This is a genomic window from Flavisolibacter nicotianae (genome assembly GCF_003628535.1).
GTDB lineage: Bacteria > Bacteroidota > Bacteroidia > Chitinophagales > Chitinophagaceae > Flavisolibacter > Flavisolibacter nicotianae.
The window spans coordinates 40,118-60,808 of sequence record NZ_RBCI01000011.1; the positions used below are offsets into that span (position 1 = coordinate 40,118).

At 41.9% G+C, this 20,691-nt stretch carries 12 protein-coding genes; 11 read left to right on the plus strand and 1 reads right to left on the minus strand.

From position 1 onward, the window contains the following. The first annotated feature begins 1 nt into the window (after position 1). The 5 genes from traM to D6024_RS20975 all read left to right on the plus strand — a co-directional run bounded on the left by traM (position 2) and on the right by D6024_RS20975 (position 5,549). Positions 2 to 1,726, plus strand: a complete 1,725-nt coding sequence (traM, locus tag D6024_RS20950) for a conjugative transposon protein TraM (protein ID WP_121356772.1) — start codon at positions 2 to 4, stop codon at positions 1,724 to 1,726. Positions 1,727 to 1,754: 28 nt separating this feature from the next. After that, complete coding sequence (gene traN / locus D6024_RS20955; protein ID WP_121356773.1) at positions 1,755 to 2,603, plus strand: conjugative transposon protein TraN; 849 nt, start codon at positions 1,755 to 1,757, stop codon at positions 2,601 to 2,603. Between the two features lie 279 nt (positions 2,604 to 2,882). After that, a complete protein-coding gene (locus tag D6024_RS20960) occupies positions 2,883 to 4,052 on the plus strand; it encodes a hypothetical protein (protein WP_162944912.1) in 1,170 nt (389 codons plus the stop codon). A 39-nt stretch (positions 4,053 to 4,091) separates the two neighbouring features. Then, a complete protein-coding gene (locus D6024_RS20965) occupies positions 4,092 to 4,832 on the plus strand; it encodes a hypothetical protein (RefSeq protein WP_121356775.1) in 741 nt (246 codons plus the stop codon). A 447-nt stretch (positions 4,833 to 5,279) separates the two neighbouring features. Next, the gene (locus tag D6024_RS20975) at positions 5,280 to 5,549 is read left to right on the plus strand and encodes a helix-turn-helix domain-containing protein (RefSeq protein ID WP_121356777.1); all 270 of its coding nucleotides are present in this window, start codon (positions 5,280 to 5,282) and stop codon (positions 5,547 to 5,549) included. 63 nt (positions 5,550 to 5,612) lie between these two features. On the opposite strand, the gene D6024_RS20980 is transcribed toward D6024_RS20975, so the two are convergent. Next, positions 5,613 to 7,199: a recombinase family protein gene (locus tag D6024_RS20980; RefSeq protein WP_121356778.1), complete on the minus strand. Its 1,587-nt coding sequence runs from the start codon at positions 7,197 to 7,199 to the stop codon at positions 5,613 to 5,615. 541 nt (positions 7,200 to 7,740) lie between these two features. Between D6024_RS20980 and D6024_RS20985 the strand changes: the two genes are divergently transcribed. The 6 genes from D6024_RS20985 to D6024_RS21010 all read left to right on the plus strand — a co-directional run bounded on the left by D6024_RS20985 (position 7,741) and on the right by D6024_RS21010 (position 20,672). Continuing rightward, on the plus strand, positions 7,741 to 8,193 hold the full coding sequence (locus D6024_RS20985) for a hypothetical protein (RefSeq protein WP_121356779.1): 453 nt from the start codon (positions 7,741 to 7,743) through the stop codon (positions 8,191 to 8,193). Between the two features lie 570 nt (positions 8,194 to 8,763). Beyond that, positions 8,764 to 9,699, plus strand: a complete 936-nt coding sequence (locus D6024_RS20990) for a hypothetical protein (protein ID WP_121356780.1) — start codon at positions 8,764 to 8,766, stop codon at positions 9,697 to 9,699. 56 nt (positions 9,700 to 9,755) lie between these two features. After that, positions 9,756 to 12,056 carry a coiled-coil domain-containing protein gene (locus D6024_RS20995; RefSeq protein ID WP_121356781.1) on the plus strand — a complete coding sequence of 767 codons (2,301 nt, stop codon included), beginning with the start codon at positions 9,756 to 9,758 and terminating at the stop codon, positions 12,054 to 12,056. 13 nt (positions 12,057 to 12,069) lie between these two features. Then, complete coding sequence (locus D6024_RS21000) at positions 12,070 to 13,173, plus strand: DUF928 domain-containing protein (protein ID WP_121356782.1); 1,104 nt, start codon at positions 12,070 to 12,072, stop codon at positions 13,171 to 13,173. After that, complete coding sequence (locus D6024_RS21005; protein WP_121356783.1) at positions 13,170 to 13,700, plus strand: hypothetical protein; 531 nt, start codon at positions 13,170 to 13,172, stop codon at positions 13,698 to 13,700. Before D6024_RS21000 ends, D6024_RS21005 begins: the two co-directional genes overlap by 4 nt. A gap of 6 nt (positions 13,701 to 13,706) precedes the next feature. Beyond that, entirely contained in the window at positions 13,707 to 20,672 is a 6,966-nt protein-coding gene (locus tag D6024_RS21010; RefSeq protein WP_121356784.1) for a hypothetical protein, read from the plus strand. Positions 20,673 to 20,691 lie beyond the last annotated feature (19 nt).

Here is a 20,691-nt window from a genome sequence, read left to right on the forward strand (position 1 = left end):
CATGCTCTGGAAACCGAAAAAGAAGGAAGCTGTCGACCGGAAAGTGCCATCCTTTTTCCTGAAGGCCTTAATACAGTTAAATGATAAGCTGATTTGGTCGGCAGCGTACTTGCAGGGCAAATCAAGTTGCCTTCCTCCTCGAAGATTGAAGTTATTGTTAGGTCTCTTTTGTCTTCTTTTTCTTTCGTCAAGTGCTTATCTAATTATCAGCGCTCTTAAAGAAAAAGCATTGCCTTTCCGGATTACATCAATACAAGCCATACCATTGGCACCACAGCCTCTCCAACAGCCGACGATTACAGACAAGGATTTTTTACGTCTCCGAAGACTTAGACTGTCGCTTGACAGCTTAGCGAAGACGCCCTCTGGAAAGGTGCGCCTTGACAGTTTACTACAAAGACATCCAAAGCTCCTCGACACATTAGCACTCTTGGAAAACATCTATTACGAACAACATAAAAAAAGGCATATGAACGTTCAGCTAACAAATCTTCAGCGAAAACGCAAGGCACTACTTATACTGCCCTTGCTAGTCATTCCGTTCTTTACGATGGCCTTCTGGGCAACGGGAGGTGGTAAAGGAGAAAACTCCACCGCCAAAGCGAACAGTGATGGATTAAACCTACAACTCCCGAGCGCCCAATTAGGTGATGATAGAGACAAGACGAAGCTTAGCTTCTATGAGTCGCAGAAAAAGGAGGATACTCCTGTTTCCGACAGCACGGTAGATTTTTCTTTCCGCCAGGACAAAAACGTCCCAGACGCTTCACTCACAATTGCTGAAAAGGCCAGACATGTCTATGACCCGACACCTCCCAATTCAATTTCTGTAAAGGATCCGAATGAAGCCAAAGTTTATCAGAAGCTAGCGGAGTTGAACGGTGCACTTAAGGCCCAGGCTTCTACCACAAAAAAAGTAAATGGGATTGGTCTACAAAGCAGAAAAGAAATAGTGGCAACGGAGGATGTAGAACGACTTGCCGGCATGATGCAGAACGCACAGAGTAAAAATGAACCTGACCCGGAACTGGCACAATTAAACGGAATGATGGAACGTATCCTTGACATTCAGCATCCTGAACGGGTTAAGGAAAAGCTTAAGGAACAATCGGCGCAAAACAAGAAAGGCGTTTACCCGGTAAGTCCGTATAAAATGGAGGTCAAGGCGTCGCTACTTGGGTCTGTAGATAGAAATGGCGACACGAATCAGCACAACACGTTTCTGGACGAAAAGAGCCAACATACAGACGAAGCAAAGGATGCAAATGCTGTTATGGCCGCCATTGGTGAAGATGGTGCCGTTTCTTCCGGCTCTACGATAAAACTGCGCCTTTTGACGGATGTATATGTAGGGGGAGTGCTGATTTCCAAGGGAACCTTTGTTTTCGGTACAGCGGCTCTTTCAGAGAATAGACTGAAAGTCTCCATTCCGTCCATTCGGTACAAAGAAAACTTGTACCCGGTTTCGCTAAATGTTTACGATTTAGATGGCTTGGAAGGGATTGGTGTACCCGGTTTGATTTCCCGTGACGTGGCAAAAGGCACCGCCGAACAAAGTCTCCAATCTGTTGGCCTTCTAACACTTGACCCTTCGCTCAAAGCTCAGGCAACAGCAGCCGGTGTCCAAGCCGCAAAGGGGCTCCTTTCCAAAAACGTGAAGCTCGTAAAAGTGACGCTGAAAACCGGCTACCAGGTGCTTCTAAAAGACGAAAATCAGCAGCAGTAACAATCAATCAACAATTAAATCCAGTGTTATGAATCGATATCTGTGTGCTTTTGCCCTTTTACTCGTGTGCATGGCAATCAAATCAAATGCACAAACCATACGGCCGTTTGCTTCTTCGGCCATTCTTCAGCCCTATAGCCTGGAGGTGGGCTATAACAAAACAACCCATTTAATTTTCCCCTTTTCCATTGTCTCTATTGACAGGGGAAGTGCCGCTATCCTGGCGCAGAAAGCTGTTGGGGTTGAAAACATCTTGAGAGTAAAAGCGGACCAGAAGGCCTTTGAAGAAACCAACATGAGTGTTATCACCAGTGATGGAAAGCTCTATTCCTTTCTTGTTTGCTATAATCCTAATCCTGCTTATGTCAGTGTAGACCTGGGCAGTGTTTCGGAAAAGTCACAGACTTATGTGCATAAACATAATGGTTCAGGCACCCTGAACGATGGCAGCTTAGCTCACTATGCCAAACTCTCGCTGAGTGCTGATAAAAACCTTTACCTAAGCACAAAGTCAGCTGGCATATCAATGTCCGTTGTGGGTGTGTTTATCAAGGAGAATGTCATGTTTCTCCGTTTCTGCTTCCAAAACCGTTCGAATATCAACTACGACACAGACCAGTTTCGGCTTTATGTACGGGATAAAGCAAGGAGTAAGCGAACAGCGGTTCAAGAAAGAGAGATTGTACCCTTACTCACTGAAGGCGAGAAAACGTTTGTGAAGGCTGACAGTGTACAAAGAGTTGTAATCGCAATTCCCAAACTGACCATCCCCGAGGGAAAATACTTAATGATTGAAATGACGGAAGCGGCTGGCAGCCGAAACCTTCTGCTGAAGCTAAAAGGTAAGCATCTCCTTAAGGCAAAGCCACTGGATTAAAAACGTGAAGCGATGAGCGAGGAAAACATATGTGAGTTGCAAAAGACGCTGGAAAAGCTAGGCTTTTCCGGAAGAACAGCTTGGCAACTCGAAAATTATAGGCATACAGTGGCGCCTTCTTTTCATCTTTTTTATAGCCGCTCAGTTGGTGAAGACAACCTCTTGTACGGTTTGGAATTTCAAAGAGGTGAAACTGGAAACTACTCCCTTGCCGGGTTTGACCTTTCTCTGACTAGAGTTGAAATACCGAGGGTTAGCATCAGAGATATTGATGTCCTCGTGTTAGAACAAAATCTAAAGCAGGTAGACAAGTATTATGACTTCTTTCTGAGCGAAAACTGGACGGAAAAAATAACCAAGGAAGAATACGACCGCATTACGGGTTACATGGAGGCCACAAACGCTGCACTGGAGCGGCTTGCCTCCTGGAAAGAAGGCAAAGTAGTGGCCAAGCTGCTAATGTTTAAATACTGGCCGGAAGTGCGGTATAAGCAGCACTTTTCCGATTACACTTCGATAGAGAGCCAGCACAGGGTCATACAAACCTTTCCTATTTCCCCTGAAAACATCATTACACCTAATCAATCTTATCAACAATTAAAATCGAGTTTTATGAATGAGAAAAATTTTGAGTACCTGAAGGACAACTTGAAATACATGGGATTTGGAGAAGGACTTGGTGAGGCTTTGAAAGAGCAGATGAAAGCAGGTGCACCGGCTTTCCATTTGTCGTTCGATGCAGGAATCAACAAAAAGGCCTTTTCGGCCGTCCTTAGTTTCCGCAAGTCAGAAAAAGGAGACATGTACTTTTTCAACAGCTATCATGCGACGCTTCAGCGCTCCAATGGTGAAACCAAGGACCAGGCTTTTTACCTCAACAAAGGCAAAGGGGTTACGGTTAAGGAGGCGTATAACTTACTGGAAGGCCGTGCTGTGTACAAGGAGTTGGAAAACAAAGATGGCCAGAAGTATCATGCTTGGCTACAGATCGACTTTGAAAAGCGGGATAAGAACAACAACCACGAGATGAAACAGTTTCACGAGGCGTATGGATATGACCTGAAGCAAGCGTTGGGCAAGTTTCCCATCCGTGACATGAAGGAGCCTGATTTAGCTGACATTCTCTTGTCGTCGTTGCAGAAAGGAAACCTGCAGGCGGTCGCCTTCGAAAAAGATGGTGGCGCTATAAGAGTGTTTGTGGAGGCCAATCCACAGTACAAAACCATCAATCTGTACAACAGCGAATTGAAACGGGTGCCGAAAGAAGAACTTGCTATGTATGGCGTTGAGGGAAAAGGAAAGGTAAACGGCAAAGAGGTGAAAACGGATAAGGATGGTAATAAGGAGGTAAAACAGAAGTCAAAAACAGATAAACAAAAGCCAGAATACAACAGCTCACTGCTGCCGAAAAAAAGAGAGGGCAATAAAAAGGGGTTGGGAATGGCTTGAGGGCCATTCCTTTCATGCTGGTATATCAACTTAGATTATATGAACAGACAAAACATAAACGAATTAGCGGAGAAAATCCACCGAGTTGGGTTTGAGGGCGTGTTGCCATATCTGGTGCAGCGGATCTGTTTCCAGCCGCCGCAGTTTGTAGTCTCGAGAGTGTTACAGAAGGGGAGTGAAAAAGCTATTTTCCACTTTTGCATCACACGCCAGACTGGAACCGGCAATTATGTCTTAGACTTTTATGATGCGGTGCTACAAAAAGAGGCTGCCTTAGCAGAAGAGATAGACGGAATTAACCTTGCTTTACTGAACCATCGAATGGTGGAAGTCGACTGGCAAAAAGTATTGCGTTCGGGAAGTGCCGAAGCCAGTACTACTGAGGAGAGAAAAATATGGGCAGAAGCGGAAGCCATCGAAGGCATCGTTCGTGATTTAGCTAAGTTAGAAAAGACTGGTGGCGCTGAAGCTGCTCTACGGCTCAAACAAAAGTATTGGGCCGGAACCGAGTATCAGGAATTTACTGGCACCTCTCTTTCGGGAAAGGTAAAAGATGAAATAAGCCAGCGTTTCTTCCTTCAAGATGAGAGTATCATTTCCGCCGATGAGGCCTTTCGTTTTTTACAAAACCGTTGGCTGGAAAGGAAACTGCAGGTAAAACGCAGGAGTGAAAAGCACAGTGAACTAACTAGCCAGGAAGGAACAGGTAAACATCGTTACAGTGATGACGTTCGTAAAAAGCGGAAAAAACGGCGTCCTATTTCAAATCCTGGTGACTAAAGTATTTAAAATACCATGGAACTGTTTACGCCACTTTCTAGCTTCTACTTGGTTGCTGCTGATGACGCCCGTATAGGTGCCACTCATGTCTGTCTTTACATGGCTATATTAAACCAGTGGAGCATGGTCGGTGGTACCAATCCTATTATCATCAATAGACAAGCCATAATGCGGGATGCGAAAATCAGATCTAGGCAAACCTATAACAAGTGCATGAATGACCTTCAGGATTCTGGCTATATAAAATATCATCCATCCGTGAACTCTTTCCGCAGGAGCACGGTGCAACTAAATATTTTGTCGTGATGTATAAAAGCGTTACTTATTTATATCAAGGCAGACTTACAAGGTTTAAAAAGAAAAAGGGGGTATAGTTATAGGCTCTCTGCTTTCATGTGGAATTAATTAAAAGTCATTTCATATCCTACAATCACAAAAATTCTATTTATGGGTGTTGATATCGTGACAAGAGAGGATTTGCAAGTATTTCGAACACAACTGTTGGAGGATATAAAATCACTTCTTCAACAGAGCAAAGACACTTCTTCCGGTGGTGTCGAAGGTTATAAAACCGCAAACGTTAGAAAAATATTGGGTTGCTCGGTGAACAAGCTGGTTTCTTTAAGAATTGCCAAGAAAATCCGAACAAAGAAAATCGGCGGGACGGTTTATTATAACAAAGAGGATGTGAAGCGGCTTGTGGAAGAAGGATTTTGATAAAAGACTTCTGGTTGAGCCTTTTTATTGCCACGTTTCGAGTAAAAAGTTACTTTTTGCAAATTACATTAAAGATTGAAGTTGCTTTAAATCTGCAAGTAAATCTATTAGTTCGACTCCCGTCACCTCCACTTGACCGGAAGGGAGTGCAAAAATTTTTGCACTCCCTTTTTTATTTCCTCTGAAATCCTTGCCAGGCTTGATTAATTCCGAGATGGCACTATCAGGACAAGCGGTTCGAACTACTCCATCTTTAAAAATCAACTTTTCTGGAAAGGTCGAACCAAGAATCATAGATCTTTCCTCCAAAGTGGCTACAGCAAAGAGTTTCGGAAGATTCCTTAGAAAATGAAAACCATACTCCAGGATTTCTTCTACATTGTCTTCCTTACAGTTAAGTTCTGCTTGTTTCCGAAGCAATCGTTCTACTTCAGGTTCCAATTTAGCTTTGATATTCCTGTATTCAGTTGCGTCTAAAGCTCCGTCGAGGGTCATCATCTGTGCATTATCCAGGCGTTTTCTGAGCAGTTCCAGTTCCTTGGCCACTTTTTCTGATTCCCCCTTTTTTTCTTTGTTGTCTTTTAAGTAGTAATCCCTGAGAATCCTTTCCCAAGATGTTATTGCTTTTTCATTACCGCTGATTTCATCCAAGTATTCGTAGAAGGAATTATTGCCTTCTGTGGCTCTAAAGCGCTCTTTGCACCCATTTTTACAGTGGTAGTAATAATATTTGCCCCCATTGCCCTTTGATGCACTCCCGGTTAAATTCTTACCACAAGCGGTGCATTTGAAGTACCCTCTAAGCGGCAGATCTTCTTTCTGCGAGTAGTGTGCAGGCAAGTCTCTTCGCTTCTTTCCTTCCAATAAATCCTGTACCTCGTAGAATAACCGTTCAGAGATGATAGGTTCATGCTGCCCTGGTACAATCATCATCGGCTCGTCTTTGTAGGGAGGGACAATGACTTTTCCGATATACACGGGGCTGCGCATCATCCACCAAAAGGCAGCTCTTTGAGTGGTAAGCCCCTTTTTATTTACTTTTCGTCGCAGCTCATCTATGTGATAATTCCCCGTAGCCATTTGTTCAAAGGCCCATCGAATTAGCTCTGCTTCTTTGGATGGAATAATACAGGGCCTATTGTTTTCATCTCTACTCCGCCTGTAGCCTTTAGGAGCGCCTCCCATCCATCTGCCTTCTTTCATGGCTTTTCGCATGCCAGCAAGGATATTAAGCGCCCTTCGGTCATTTTCTACTTCTGGAGCAGCCAAATAGATGGCCAGCATAAACTTATGCTCTGGAATTTCCATATTTAGCGGCTGTTCCATTGCTTGTGGCTCTACACCCAATCTCATTAGCTGATTGATCATCGCATAAGCGTCTGCTGCATTGCGGGAGAAGCGGTCCCACTTCAGGAACAGTAGTGTATCAGCTAACTTTTTGTTGTTCTTGATAAACTCCAAAAGTCTTTTGAACTGTGGTCGCTCGAAACTTTTGGCTGAATGGTCTTCTTTGAAAAAGGCAACGACTTCAATATTGTTGTGCAAGCAGTAATTTCTCAGACGTTCTTCTTGGTGGGCAAGGCTATGTCCTTTTTCAGCTTGCTCGTCTGTGCTTACTCTTACATACAGAATGGCTTTGCGTGTTTTCATGTTCAGTAGTGGTTTGGATCAGTTTATAGTTTTGTTTTACTCTTGCGGTTACTTTTACAATCACCTCAGCCATTGAATAGAGCCAGTTTCTTATTCTCTCTAGTTCTTCCTCGGTATACTCCCGGTTCTTATCATTCCAAACTTTTCGCAACTCCTCAAGTGAGACTTTGTCTGGAAAGATTTCTTCTTTGGTTTTGATGTCTATTACTTTGGTTTTCAAGGACATGGCTAAAATACAAAATATTGATTATCAATTAGGTAAATAAAAAAAACAGTTGTTCGGGTTTTGCTTTAAGGTGGAAGGAGTGTGCAAAAATAATGGTTCACGGCAGTGGATTTTGTGCTAAAAATATTAGCATGCTTGGGGGGACGCCTGTAATTTTGTTCACACGCCACTTTGGAGCATTGGGCCAGTATAAGAGTGCAATAAGAAATGGATTCGATCAGGCTAAGAGTACAATGAGAGTCCAATAAGAGTCGGATAAGGGAAGAATTGCGGAATCATTCTGAATCCGGTTGTGGAAAACTTATCAAACTGATTATGCAAGAAGAAAAATCATCACTCAGAGAAAGAAAAAGACAGGAAGAAAAACTATTTACTCAAAAGCAGGTGGATGAGCTGCTGAAAGAAAAGGAAAAAACCCTGCAAGCACAGTATGTGGTGCTCAAAGAGATCTATGAAAAATATCAACTGTTGAAAAATGAACACGGACGGGTCATAGAAAAACTGTCCAGCTATGAAAACCCGGACGACGGATACCGAAAGGACTGGACCTGGGTGGCCAAAATTGTCTTTGTGCTTCAAAAAGCAAGTAGACCCATGCGCTCTGCTGAAATCATCGAAGTATTGGAAAAGCGGGAAGCGCATTTACGAGAACATACTTCGAAAAAACAGTACTTCTCAGCCTTTCTCAACATGGCACTGAAAAACGGGCGCATCACAAAAGAAAAACGAAAAGGGGAAAGAGGGTACTATTACTCCGTTCAGTTGTGAAGTTTCAGTTACGTTTGCTGCACGCATAAGAACCGACTTCATTGCAAGCAATTTCTATTGCAGTATTCAAGGGTAGGTGAGTAAGCCCCGTCCGCTGTTCATCACTCTCAACTAAATCAATTCATACATACTTGTGTTTTGTTGTACGAGAATGAGTTTTGTGGTCATTTGCTGAATAAGTGAATATACTTATTGGATTTGCCGAAAGGAATAATTTTATTTGTGAAGGCACCATTTGTAAAAAATATTTAATTCTTCTTTATGAAAAAACTTTACAACGTTTCATCTTTTCAAAGTCTGTCCGGTGACCTAACCTATGGCATTTTATTCAAGCGACAGATTTAAAAGCTATTTTTCATCTAAGCGGGTGTATTGCATGTAAACAAATGTTTTTTTGTCAGTTCTTATAGGCAAACAACAATTGCTTCGTTCTACTCTAAATTTTTTTAAAAAAAAGGCACAAGTTTAAAAATTCTGTCCGACACTATCACCTCTGTGCAAAAGATATTTTAGGTCATATCTATTAATCGAATAGATGGCATGTGCAATTCTCAAAAAATATTCGTACCCATGAAACAAATCCTGCCCTTCGTAATGCTAATGTGTTTTGCGCGGAATTTTTCTTTTTCACAAACGATGAATTCTTTCTTTCCAGATAGTCCGGCAGGTATTGTGGTAGCAAATCCGATTTATAAATTAGGTATTGTTGGCACTATTCACAATACAGGCAATATTCGTTCAGATGCTTTTTTAATTTATAAGGCCCCTTTTTCTCCAATAAGCAAAATGAGGGTTGTAGCGACTCGTGCTAATGATCAGCTTTCTTTTTCGAGCAAGATGGCAAAACTTATTTTAGATCAGTTGGGAGATGAAGGGATGGATCCTGGAGCGCTGTTGCATATTATAAGGAACTATGGGAACATTTCTGTTGATATTAAAAACTGTCTTTATCGTTCTGCCGTTACTGTTAGCCCGAGCACATATAACGGTAAGAGCTTTATAATATCTAAAGGATTAAATGGCAAGGTACTACAAGGTGTGGTTCCTGAATCCGCAACGGCTGTTAAGCCTTTCTTGAATTTTTTTGATGGTGATATTGGCGTTGGGACTTCCGATATTGACGGCTATCGGTTAGCCGTAAGTGACAATGCTATTTTCGCCAGAGTTAAAGTACCACCCTTTGACTCTTGGGCTAATATTGTCCTAGATAAATGCGATCAGTGGTGGAATCTGCGTGAAGCAGAGCAATACATACGCAGGGATAAACACTTACACGACGTGCTTTCCACAAGTGAGATAGAAAAAGAAAATTTGGATGTCGGAACGAATCAAGGCCATTTGCTTCAGAAGGTCGAAAAATTGATATGCTGTTTCAGCCAGCAAAATAAACGTATTGAAAAGCAAATGAAAATAGTCGCCAATCTGAGCCCAAAGGTTTCGGCACAACAGAAGGCAATTAAAAAGAATGCAAGACAAATAGCGCAACAACAGAAAACATTAGTATAGTACAATTAAGATCATCTATAAGTAATAGGTAATAAAGCCAACTAACTCTTAAAGAAATGAAAATTCTTGTTACGGGGATACTACTCGCCTTATGCTTTATAAGCCGAAGTCAAAACCTGTTAAAACTTGATTCGATTCCGATTAAGCCATCATCTGTAACTCTCTCCGCGTTTGCTCCAGAGGAATTATCCGATAAGATGTACAAAAGACTGCTAGATTCTTTTGCAAACTTCAAAAAACTTACAACTTTTATTTCTCCCGTTCCTCACTTCCCGTTACAGTTTAACAAAGGTGAGTCAAGCTATTCTGGTTTGTACGACAGTGCCTATTTCTTCGATCGATCGTATTATTTGAGTTATTTAAATATAAACACATCATGGACGATTGCAGGCGTGCCTCTTCAACTCAATTATAAATATAGTAATTGGGATCAAGGGGCTAATGGAATTTTCTTTGCCGATTTTGATAGAGAAGGTTATGTAAAGCAATTGCAAAAGAAATTATTGGATAAGATGGATCCGAAGAAGTTTTTGGCCTCTATTGCCGATCCACTTTCGGACGTAAAAAGAAGTGCTGAGAATGCCTTGCAACGTGAAATAAATCAGCTGAAACAAACGTATCAAAATTCAATAAGCCAAGCAATTGCTGACCTTGGTGATCTGCAAAAACTTTTTACCCAAGACGCAGCAAAGCTGAGGCAACAATTTTTATCCCAAGATAATTTAAATAAACTACATGAGCAGCAACTTTTAATCGAACAACTTCAAACCAGGATCAATGTCGGTGAGAAAATTGACACAGTTCACTTGAATAGTTTGAAGAAATCAATCCGACAATTAGAAGCTACCAAAAAGTTGATAGAAGTTGTTGAACGGCATAAAAAGTTTTGGGAATCTTCTGGATTGCTCGCTAAAATGCATGAATGGGACGCCCTCAAAATTTCATCATTCGAACAACTGCTTCACAATCCTTCAAAACTTGGTACACTGGTGCGGCAACATACTGATTTAAACAGTTTGCAGCGTCTTTTTCTCAAGATAAGTAAACTAAAGCTCGGTGCGTCATCACTTTCCTCCTCACCGCTAGCAGTTCAAAACTTTTTAAACAATGGGGGCTTCGGTGAGTTTTTGACAAAAGGTAAATCAGCTATGTTGTACATCGGTAAATCATTAGAGGGTTCATCCGTTCTTGATATGCCTTTTACCAACACAGTCTTTCCAAGCACAACAGCAAGAGGATTGCAGTTAAGTAAAAAAGCAATCTCTGGGGGTGGTTCAACTTTCTCAATAAGCGATTTCCAACAAGGTGTTAAAACACTTGGAGGTTTGCAAGACATTGCTGCTTTTCGACACATTGTGGTTGCGGGGTTCAGGAAAGAATTTTCAATTGGCTCTGGTGGAATTTTAACTGCGGAACTTTCAAGGTCACTTTCATCTTTTAAACAAAAAAGCAGTGGCAATGACGCATCTGGAGGTTTGCTTCAACTCTTTGCTACAAACAATCTTTCCTCGAATACGTCATTCCAGTTCAATTATCGTGATGACTTTCCAAAGTTTGGTCTTCAATATCAATTTCATGTCAAAAAAGTGGCGTTAGGCTATGACAATCCAGGTACGCCATTTTTAAATACTGGTAGCAAAGAGGCTGGGCTTTCTGTGAGGAAGTATTTCCTGAAGAAAATGCTTTTGTTTTCAGCTCGTGCTGATCTACGTGAATATAATTACAATACAGAGGCAAATAGCAAATGGCGAAACATGTATGCTGTTTTTGACCTAAAATGGAAAATGCGAAAGGGGCAATTTCTCTCATTTCGCTACATGCCGAATCAAATGTTGCGCATCAACGGTCTAGATCGGCAAAAAGTAATGTTATTTGATCAAGTATCCTTTGAGGGAAATTTGGTAAAGAAAGTTGGACATTCTTATTATAGCAACTATATGAGTGTATCATACCAGCGTAATAAATATAACTCTAATAATACTGTCACTGCAAATAACTCTTTGGGGTTAACTGTTAATCAATCCTTGGTTATTGGCAAGTTGCTAATTTCTTCCAATACACAGGCCAGTCATTCCATGCACAGTACGCAGCTTGTTTATTTTAATTCCAGTTTGAATTCTGACGTAGGAATCAGCTATGGACTGTTGGAAAAAATTACGGCATCTACTTCAATCTCTTACAATACCATACAAGAATGGTATCGGCAACTAGGCATCAGACAAAATCTTTCGGTTCGGGTCGCTGAACGATTTGACATGAATCTTTATATCGACGCTCGGAAAAATCTTAAAGTGTATCAACCGCTGATTTTCGGCCTGATTCGCGGGGAGCTTGGTGTTCATTACACCCTTAAATGAATTTCGTATTGATATGAATAAAAGTATAACCAAATGGATTTTCGCTTTGTTACTCCTGCTAAGTAGTAAGGCCTATACACAAATTTCAGTGCAATTCTCACCTATTGCTGCGGGGAGAAGCCTTCAAGGACTGGCAACAGTGCAAATCATGAGCACCTTCCAAACTGCTGTTCAAGTCGCTCTCACTATAAGAGTCAAAGAGGTTGGTGGTACCGAGCTACTATCAGTTAAAACACCTGAATTTTTACTCAACCATGGTGTCAACTTCATGGATAGAAATGCATTTTCAAATGCCCGTTTTTCTTTTTCGGCGGACTATGCCGCAACTGTGATCAAACAAACGGGCAACTTCCCTGAGGGAGATTATGAGTATTGCTTTGAAATTGCAGTCATTTCAGCAAAAGATCCTGCAGTTTTACCATTTTATGAACAGTGTTTCACTTTTTCTGTGCAGCCGATAACGCCATTACTTTTAATGAGTCCAATCGAAGGTGATGTTCTTTGTAATAAGCGTCCAACATTTATCTGGCAACCACCAATGCCTCTTGCGTCCGACGCTAGCTTTCGTCTTTTGTTAGCAGAGGTAAAGGAAAAACAGAATGCAGTGGAGGCAATCAGCTTTAATACGCCAGTTATCAATCAAGCACAAATAAGAATAAACAGCTTGGCATTTCCGGTAAACATTCCTGATTTAAAAGATGGTGCGACTTACGCATGGCAGGTGACTGTTTATGCTGGTAAAACCATTTTAAAAAAATCAGAAATATGGGAGTTTAAAGTTCAATGTCGTGAGGAAAAGAATGCAGTAGAAAATGATGGGTACCGTGAGGTAAAAGAAAGGCTCGACGGTCATGTCTATTATGCATACGGTAAACTCCGCTTCTTTTTCTCTAATCCTTACAACGAGGGTAAACTTGCTTATCGAATTTACCCATTGGCAGACAAACAGGAAGAGGTAAAGGGGTTGCCTACTATGAAAGTTATAAATGGTTACAATCAATTTGAAATTGATTTAAGTGAGTTGAAGCCATTTAAAGATGGCAAAGATTATTTATTGAAAGTTTGGCTTGCGGATAATAAGATACTTCAATTACGATTTGTTTACAAAGAAATATGATTATACCGTCACGTACCCTTTTGCTCCCTCTTTTGCTAGGGGTGTGGGCATCTTGCCAAAGTACAAGAAACGATTCAGCAAAAATAATTGTCCAACAAGAACACAGTGTGCAGGTGAGAGCCAAATTTATTCGCAGTAATGGCTTATCGAATCAACGGTCAAAGCAAAATGGTGTCTTCGGGTACAATGGGGCTCTTCAAAATAAATATTTGTATTTCAACCTTCAACTCGAGCGGTCTGATTTTGAACCTGATAAAAAAACAACTGACTACCTGGACTTTGGGATCGAGAAGGATTTTAGGATGGCTTCCGGTGCAGATACTTTAGCGCCGGTTCTAGTCCATCGACTGGCGAATGGCCGAAGAGACGTGTATGATTATATTGTTGCGTTCGAAAATAATAACGCAATGAATAATGAGGATGATAAAGTAGCCATCATTTATGACGACAAATTGTTTGGCCTAGGGCAACAAATATTTTCGTTTCAGAAGAAGGATATTCTTATGATAATAGAGAAAACCAATTAAGTTATCATGTTACAATTTTGTGATAAACACAGGAAGCGAATAGCAGCCTTTTTGTTGACGGTTCTTATGCTTGAACTTTTTACGCCCACAACAGCGTTGGCGCTAACGTCAGGACCCGTGCAGCCCGAGATGAAGTCTTTTGAGTCTATTGGGACTTCAAACATGGTTGATCTTTTCACCGGAGATTTTGCCTATAATATTCCTTTATTGGATGTTGGCGGATACCCAGTAAATCTTAGTTATCATTCGGGTTCCGGTCTGGATGACGAAGCTAGCTGGGTTGGACACGGATGGTCTTTAAACCCAGGGGCTGTAAACCGTCAAATGCGTGGCTTACCCGATGACTTCAACGGTAGTGATGAAGTCATGAAAGAAAAGAACATGAAAGATCACGTGACAAAGGGCATCAATCTTCGGGTGAAGCTGGATTTATTGGGCATACCGGCCTTGAGCAAGGCGTCACAGAAAATGAAGGGAAGCAAAAAAGCGAAAAAGCTAAAAGTTTCTCCATCAATTTCAATTGGAGTAAAACATGATAATTATCGTGGTATAGGAACACAACTGGGTCTAAATGTGGGCCTTAGCTTAGGTGAAGTTTTTGCAACTGATAAGACTAAAGGTAAAGGGGATGAAAAAAAAGGTGCAGATACTACGTACGATTTTGTTCCCGGTGCTGATGCGAAATTTGGGTTGGATCTAAGTTCACTCGATGGAGCCTCCGCAAATGTCAATTTTGATGTTATTAAAAAATTTACAGATAAGCAGAATTCAGAACTTTCGGGTGCAGTTGGTTTTCCTTACAATTCCCGTAGCGGATTGCAACAAATGACACTGGGCGCAAGTTTCAGCAACGATTTTTTCAAACAGAATAAGTTGCTTTCCACTCTCAGCCCTTCCGTTAGTTCATCCATTTCCTTTGTTGGCAATTCTTATACACCAACGGTTGATTTTCCTACAAATAATACTGCATTTACCCTAGATATCAGTGGTGGGGCACAAATCCAACCTTTTTACGTCGGCGGAGGCATAACCGGGTTCTATACTAAACAAAAGCTTGCTTTTAAATCAATTCGAAAGCCTGCATACGGCTTTTTGCACAGTGAATTGGGCAAAGAGGATCTCAACGCTTTGATGGATATCAACCGGGAAAAAGACATACCTTATAATCAGAAAATCAACTATCTACCTATTCCTGTTCCAACGAACGACTTATTCAGTGTGTCAAGCCAAGTGGGTGGCGGCCAGTACAGGATATACCGTGGAAGCAGTGGTGTTTTTTTCGACGCTCAATCGGAAGGGGTCAGCAATGATGCTTCCTTGGGCCTTGAATTGGGTTTTGGTTCGTACTTTGACGTGGGTGCGGACCTGCATTTTCAACATGCAAGAAGCGCCACAAAGAAATGGGCTGCTCAAAATCCTTTTCTGTCAGTTGGTGATTTTAAGAGTTCAAGTGAAGCCCTTTTTGAAAAAGCATATTTCAAGAGGGTCGGTGAACCAGTAATGGCGGATGAGAGCTATGCAACTAAACAAAATTTTCTCGACCCGGTAGCTGTAAAGCTTGAAGATCGGTTCTTCAAACGAGGACTGGACGGCGCAGCGACAACAACTGTTCTGCGCACTACGAAAAAGAAGATGTATTCACCTGGCGAGATGGTTCGTGAGCACCGGGATATTCGAAACAATAGCTTTACTTATCTCACCGCCGCTGAAGCTACACTGCATGGCCTTTCAAAAACCATTAATTCTTATCCTATTAATACACTTGTTCTTTCTGATTGTATCAATCCTGACTCAATAAGCAAGTTTCCCAGAGTTGAGTTTCCTGTTTCCCTTGGCAGACGGGGATCAAGCAAGACAAAAAATCGTCGGCCGCACCATATTTCCGAAATCAAGGTTATTGCAGAAGACGGTAAAAGAATGGTTTACGGAATACCCGTTTACAATAAATACCAAGAGGAGGTTTCGTTTAGTGTCGACGAAGACCTATCAAAAAGAAATGAAGGAATTATTGAGTATAATCATAATAATGTTACTGGAGATAATTCAACGAATAATAAAAAGGGACGCGACAATTATTACAGCAGAGAAATAATGCCGGGTTACGCTACGTCTTATTTGTTGACGGAAGTTCTTTCTCCAGATTATGTGGATAAAAAAGGGGATGGTGTTACCGATGATGACTTGGGAACAGCCGTCAAAATCAATTATACAAAACTCACGCAGGACTACAAATGGCGAACTCCATATGACAAAGCAAACTACAATGAAGGTTTTTTAAGTGATAAAAAAGATGACAAAGCCAACTATGTCTATGGAGAAAAGGAGATATGGTATATGCACTCTATAGAGTCAAAAACAATGCTGGCTTTGTTTGTGATGGATGACCGGGATGATGGATTGGGTGTGTTAAATAACGCCGGTGGCAAGAATATGGCCATGCGCCTCAAAAAACTGAAAGAAATTAGGCTGTATTCAAAATCGGATTTAATTGAGAACAAAAACGACCTGACCAAAGTTTCACCTATAAAGACTGTTCATTTCGAATACGATTATTCCATTCAAAATAACCTGCCCAACAACGCAAGTGGTGGCGGTAAGCTTACGTTGAAAAAACTGTACTTCACATTTGGCACGAATGGGAAAGGTGTCTTAAATCCATACGAATTTCAATACAATATTGACCGGCAGTATAATGACTATCAGGTACGTCAATATGATCGATGGGGAGGTTTTAAAAGTGCGGCGGCTAACCCCGGAGGGTTAAACAATTCTGAGTTTCCTTATACACTTGAGGACAAAGCGCTTTCCGATCAGTTTGCCGGACTTTGGCAGCTAAATAAAATCACTCTTCCTTCAGGAGGGCAGATAGACATTGCATATGAGGCAGATGATTATGCGTTTGTGCAAAATAAACGGGCTTCTGAGATGTGTTTTGTTAGCGGGATTGGGTCGGAAGGAATGTCATCGGGTTTAATTGATGCCAATGAAATTCTTGTTCACCTTCCAAAACCATTGAGCAGCTTTGGTAATTTTTCTGATTCTACTGAGCGCAAAAATGCATTGCGGTTCCGCTATTTCAATAATTTAAACTATTTGTACTTTAAATTATTTGTTGATCTTGACCATAGCGGCCACAAAGAGTTTGTTCCAGGCTATGCTAAGATTCTCGATTTCAAGTATGTCAACGACAACACTGTAGCCATAAAGCTTGAAAAATGGGGCGATGAAAGAGGGCGGGCAACAAATCCAGCGGCGTTTACAGCCTGGCAGTTTATGAAGGATAACCTTCCACAACTAGCCTACCCGGGTTACGAAAACCTGGACGATGACCGAAGTGATTTTGCAAAAGCGGTAAAGTCGTTGGCGACTGCCCTTGGAAATATCAAAGAACTCACACAGGGCTTTTCTGGAATAGCCCGTCGCAAAGGTTATTGCGATAATGTGGATCTGCAAAAATCGTGGGTGCGACTAACTTCTCCTGATCTAAAAAAGATCGGTGGGGGATCGCGGGTAAAGAAGGTTTCTGTTTCCGATGCGTGGGCCGACATGGTCAACAGCGACAACGGGAAAACGGCCAGTTATACCCAAGAGTATTCTTATACGACACAGATGGATGATGAAAAAGGGAAGCCGGTTGAAATTTCAAGTGGGGTAGCTTCTTACGAACCACTAATTGGCAGCGACGAAAATCCTTTTCACAAACCCATTTTCTACCAACAAAAAGTACCGCTTTTTCTCACCAGCCATTCCTATTTAGAAGAACCATTTGGTGAGTCTTTTTTCCCATCACCGGTCGTTGGATACAGCAAGGTAACAGTGAAGAATATTGGTTCTGGACAATCAGCATCTTCTACCGGCTCGGTAATTAATGAATACTATACTGCCAAAGACTACCCCACCAAAGTGCAAGTGTTGACTTTGGAGAAGCGAAAGCCCGGATTTGAAAAAATCCTGAAGCTTTTAAAGATAAGCATACGTGATCTTGTGGGTCTTTCACAAGGCTATGTTGTTGAAAACAACGACATGCACGGTAAACCAAAAATGGTCACAGTGCTGAATCAAGGCGGAAGTCCAATATCAACCCAGGAGTATATCTATAAAACAGAAAACAAATTAGCTGAATTAAAGACACTTTCGAATAATGTGAAATTGCTGTTCCCTGACGGTAGTCAGCACGATGGAACGATTGGGCAGGAGGTAGAAGTGTTTACTGATATGCGGCAGCAAACAACAGAAAATTACGGTTTGCGTATCCAGGCAAGTGGTGGAAGTGGCGCAATCGGTCCCTTTCCGCTACCGTTTGCCTTTCCGGGAGTTGGCCCCAACAATGAATACCGGTCTTATCGGGCATCCTCCACTATCAAGCTGGTTAATAAATTCAGCCTGTTGGAAAAAGTGGTGAAAACAGAAAATGGCTCCAGTATAACGACCGAGAACCTGGCTTGGGATCCATTCACAGGTGAGGTACTACTGACTAAAGTGCAAAATGAATTTGACGATCCCGTGTACAACTTCACCTACCCTGCACACTGGGCCTATGATCGCATGGGACAAGCATATCGAAACGTAGGTACCTACCTGGATGGCTTTTCAACCAATGCACAAGGCGTCATTACCAATTCCGCTTATACCACTGGAACAGATAAGGTGCTGCTTCCCGGAGATGAACTCATTGATTTGAATGCCGCAAAAAAATACTGGGTTGTTTTTACAAACGGCGAGTACCGCCTCATTGACGAAAGTGGACAGCTGCAAACTGTATCCAATTTGTCCATCAAAATTCTTCGTTCCGGCCGGCGCAACATGCCAGATGCAGCCATTGCGACAGTGACTTCGTTACAGAACCCTATCATAAACGGAAAACTGGATATTAATTCACTGACAAAAGTACTGGATGCAAAGGCAATAGTATTTAGCGAGGAGTGGAAGATGCCAGCACCTTGTCTTACATGCCCGGATGGTTTCCAACTAGGAAGAGATGGTGTTTGTCACAAGGATACCATGCCTAGCGTAGCATCAGGATGTTATACAATCTGTGAAGGCGACCACCATGATTTATATGGCTCACAAGGTGCTTATATCTATCAGCCCGGATATGATGTAAATGGTAACGGATCCATTGCACAGATATTAACGGACTCATTTTGGGTAGGACGGCAATGCGCTTCAACTACAACTTCAATGATGACTGCGGCTGCTGGCGCAAACCAAGCAACAAGCAGCACGACAAACAGTGGTCAGACGGCAAGTACATCCTCATATACCTCTATTGACACGCCCTCAAAAACGAGTTTTTCGCCATCCACATATAGCGTATCCTCAAATGAAGCTACCTTGCAATCAAGCTCATGTAATCTAACGCCTGGTCAACGATCAACCGACTGGTGCGGTCCGCTTAATAGAACCTCTATTTGGACATGCCAATCGTCAAGTAATGGCTGGGATCGACCCCCTCTCCAACAATGGCTGGGTTTTTCAACCTGTATTACAAACGCTACTGATAAAACCTATTATTTAGGCATTGCATCGGACAACGATTTCCGCGTTAAGGTAGATGGTGTTATAAAGGTTCAGAAGCTCGAAAGTTCAACGGAAAATTTCAACAAATGGTTTATTTATCCAATTCAGCTCGGACCTGGACGTCACATTATCGAATTTGAAGCTATGAATGTAGGGGGTCCTGCTGCTTTCGGAGCCGAGATCTACGACAACACACTTCAACAAATCGCACAAGCGACAAACTATACCAGCTTGAACGTGCTCTTTACGACAAAGGATATGATCGGCCAACAGTTTCAATTGGGACAGTACACTTGTCCTGCAGGCTATGCATTGTCAACCTGTAGCGATCCTTTTATTTGTCAACAGGCGGTTTCCCCAACTGCGGTGTTCAATCCTTATCTATCAGGTATATTGGGTAACTGGCGACCACTGGAATCCAACGTCTACCACATTGATCGGAGCAAGGAGACTGATGCAAATGTTCCCGCTAGCAGCACAAATATTAGAAAGGGTGGTGTCTTCAGCTATTTTACCGCTTTTTGGAAATATGATGCGCAGTCGGGAGTCTTCATTCAAAGCGCAACGGATAAAAACTGGATTGCTGCAAGTCAAACAACACTGGTGAATGAAAAAGGTGTCGAAGTGGAGAACAAGGATGCCTTGAGCCGATATAACAGTGCTTTATATGGCTATCTGGAGTCTCTGCCGGTTGCTGTCGCCTCAAATGCTCAAGCATCAGAAATTGCGTATGACGGAATGGAGGACTATAACTTTGATTTACAGTGCAACTTGATTTCTACAAATTGTGATTCTTTGGTATCAGCTTTCAACTTCAAAAAGCTGGTTAACGCTACAAGCACGATCCTGACAAGTGATGAGGCCCATAGCGGTAAGTATTCAATTAAGCTCTTAAATGGGATATCTATCACCAAAGCTGTTACCGATCCTACACAACCACTCCAACCCTTTTATACAATTGATGCAATGGGGCAGTATCTATACAATGGGGCTGGTAGCCTGAAGCGGTTTTCTCCAATCGCCGGTAAAAAGTACGTTTTCAGTTGTTGGATAAAAGATGGAGTGGAAACAAGCGCTAATACTTCGTTTCGGGTTGTCATCAATGGCAATAATAACTACATAACCACCAACAGCAAATGGCCGCTGATAGAAGGGTGGAAACGGATTGAGTTTCCTTTTATCATGCCAGCCGGACAATTGCAGCTCCAGCTAATGACAGGAGGTGGTACGGTCTATCTCGATGATATCAGAATTCACCCCTTCGACGGCCAGCTTAAAACGTTTGCTTACGATGCTTCAAGCCAGCGTCTGATGGCTGAGATGGACGAGAACAACATGGCCACTTTTTATGAATACGATGATGAAGGCATTTTGATCAGAGTGAAAAAAGAAACTGAAAAAGGCGTTATGACCATAAAAGAGACGAGATCATCATTGCGAAAAAGAATCTAAAAACACTTCGAAAGAAATG

What these genes read in the sequence shown, in the direction of transcription:
- D6024_RS21000 (WP_121356782.1), top strand. Translation starts at nt 12,070, where the DNA reads ATGAATAAAAGTATAACCAAATGGATTTTCGCTTTGTTACTCCTGCTA.
- D6024_RS20975 (WP_121356777.1), top strand. Translation starts at nt 5,280, where the DNA reads ATGGGTGTTGATATCGTGACAAGAGAGGATTTGCAAGTATTTCGAACA.
- D6024_RS21010 (WP_121356784.1), top strand. Translation starts at nt 13,707, where the DNA reads ATGTTACAATTTTGTGATAAACACAGGAAGCGAATAGCAGCCTTTTTG.
- D6024_RS20985 (WP_121356779.1), top strand. Translation starts at nt 7,741, where the DNA reads ATGCAAGAAGAAAAATCATCACTCAGAGAAAGAAAAAGACAGGAAGAA.
- D6024_RS21005 (WP_121356783.1), top strand. Translation starts at nt 13,170, where the DNA reads ATGATTATACCGTCACGTACCCTTTTGCTCCCTCTTTTGCTAGGGGTG.
- D6024_RS20965 (WP_121356775.1), top strand. Translation starts at nt 4,092, where the DNA reads ATGAACAGACAAAACATAAACGAATTAGCGGAGAAAATCCACCGAGTT.
- traN (WP_121356773.1), top strand. Translation starts at nt 1,755, where the DNA reads ATGAATCGATATCTGTGTGCTTTTGCCCTTTTACTCGTGTGCATGGCA.
- D6024_RS20995 (WP_121356781.1), top strand. Translation starts at nt 9,756, where the DNA reads ATGAAAATTCTTGTTACGGGGATACTACTCGCCTTATGCTTTATAAGC.
- traM (WP_121356772.1), top strand. Translation starts at nt 2, where the DNA reads ATGCTCTGGAAACCGAAAAAGAAGGAAGCTGTCGACCGGAAAGTGCCA.
- D6024_RS20990 (WP_121356780.1), top strand. Translation starts at nt 8,764, where the DNA reads ATGAAACAAATCCTGCCCTTCGTAATGCTAATGTGTTTTGCGCGGAAT.
- D6024_RS20980 (WP_121356778.1), bottom strand. Translation starts at nt 7,199, where the DNA reads ATGAAAACACGCAAAGCCATTCTGTATGTAAGAGTAAGCACAGACGAG.